General features: G+C 73.2%; 1 protein-coding gene. It reads left to right on the top strand.

Annotation, left to right across the window (positions count from 1 at the left end; genetic code table 11):
- Positions 1–127: 127 nt before the first annotated feature.
- Positions 128–1979, top strand: a 1852-nt coding sequence (locus tag ASF82_RS15040) for an Ig-like domain-containing protein (protein WP_156370280.1), incomplete at its 3' end; no start/stop codon positions are given.

Here is a 1979-nt window from a genome sequence, read left to right as displayed (position 1 = left end):
GACACAGCACCAACACCACGACGAGGCCCCCCGCAGCACCAGCTGCAGGGGGCCTCGCCCGTCGGCATGTAAGATATCGGCTGGCCGCCCCGATCGGTCTCCCCTTTCCCTCCATCCGGAAGAAGACATGAGCACGATCAGAACCGGCCTCGCGGCCGTGGGCCTCGCGGCCCTCGCCGCGGGCACCCTCGCCCCCGCCGCGGCCCTCGCGGCCCCTGCCGCCACCACCGACGTCGACCAGGCCTCGGCCGCGTCGCAGCCGACGGCCTCCGCCCCCACCGCCGCCCCGGCCGCGCCTCGCATCGCCTTCGTCGAACAGGGCGACGACGGCGAGCTCGCGGTCGCCGGCCTGGCGCCGGGCGCCCGGCTCGCCGGGATCGACGTCGAGGGAGGCGGCCGCTACACCGCCGCCGTCTGGGACGACCGCTTCGCCACCTCGGTCGACCTCGCCGACCTGGGCAAGCCGGCCACGCTGATGGCGTACACGCCACAGGGCCGGGTCGAGGTCGAGTTCGTCCTCGAGCTGCAGCACGCGGAGGGCGAGGACCGAGCCCCCGGCACGCCCGTCGTCCACGCGGTGAGCCAGTACGACGACGACCACCTCGTGATCGAGGGCACCGTGGCGCACGAGCCGGACCTCTTCACCAAGACCGAGGTCTGGGCCAGCAGATCGGGCGCGTCGTGGGACTTCCCGTCCGATAACGGGGCGTTCTCGCTCGTGGTGCCCGCCTCGCGCGCCGGCGAGACGATCGACGTCACGGCCTACTACCGGGGCCGCGCCAGCGAGGCGACGCCGGTCGTGCTCGTCCCCACGGAGCGCAACACGGCGTCCGACACGCACCCCCTCCAGCTCGCCTCCCCCGCGCAGGGCGAGGTCGTCGCGGAGCCCGCTCCGACCTTCGCCGGCACGGGCATCCCCAACTCGCAGATCGTCGTGACCCGCGACGGCGAGACCGCCCGCAGCACGGCGACCCTCTGCGAGACGCGCGTCGCCGTCACCGGCGACTGGAGCTGCACCTCGGCCGCGCTGCCCGCCGGCAGCTATGAGACGACCGTCGTCGAGACCCCGACGTGGGCCTCGGCCGCGCAGCAGCGAGCCGGTGCGTCGTTCACCGTCGCCGACACCGCCGACGGCGACTGGACCCCGGCCCTGCCGATGCTCTCGTCGGTGACGGAGGACGCCGACGGCCAGATCGTGCTGCGCGGCATCTCGACCCGAGCCGCCGAGGCCCGGATCGAGGTCGGCGACCACGTGGAGACCGTGCGCGCCCAGCACGGTCGGTTCACCTTCATCCTGCCCGCGGGCCTGGCCGGGCAGACCGCCACGATCACCGGCATCTCGCTCGAGCGCGAGGGCCGCTCGCTCGACGCGCCCCTCACCCCGCTCGAGGCGCCTGAGCCGTCCCCGCTCACGGCGCCGACGATGCACGCGGTCTTCCCCGCGAGCGACGGCAGCTACTACATCCAGGGCACGGCCAGCTACTTCGCCACCGAGTGGGAGCTGCCGGGCGTGATCGCGCAGGCCGACGGCGTCTACGTCGACGGGACGGAGACCACCTGGAACGGTGCCTTCATGTTCAACATCGGTGCCGAGCACGCCGGCGAGCAGATCGACCTGATCACCGTCCGGAGCCTCGACATGTCGGAGCGCACGACGATCACCCTCGTCGAGACCGAGGGCAGCACCGCCCCGGCCGACTGGCCGCTGAACGTCGTCTCCCCCGCCGACGGCGAGACGATCGCCGCCGACACTGCGACCCTCACGGGCGTGGGCATCCCCGGATCGACCGTCGAGGTCACCACCGACACGGACGGCGTCGGCGTCCTCGCCGACGAGATCGGCAAGGCCGACGTCCTCGCGGACGGCACCTGGACGGTGGAGGTCGATGCTCCGCTCGCGGAGGGCGACCACACGATGACCGTGACGGAGACCCCGTACTGGGAGAACCTCGACCCGATCGTGTCGACCCGCTCGTTCG

It is taken from the genome of Frigoribacterium sp. Leaf164, assembly GCF_001423665.1.
Classification (GTDB): Bacteria; Actinomycetota; Actinomycetes; order Actinomycetales; family Microbacteriaceae; genus Frigoribacterium; species Frigoribacterium endophyticum.
The sequence above is the reverse complement of the archived record's forward strand: the minus strand, read 5'-3'. Positions and strand labels throughout refer to the sequence as shown.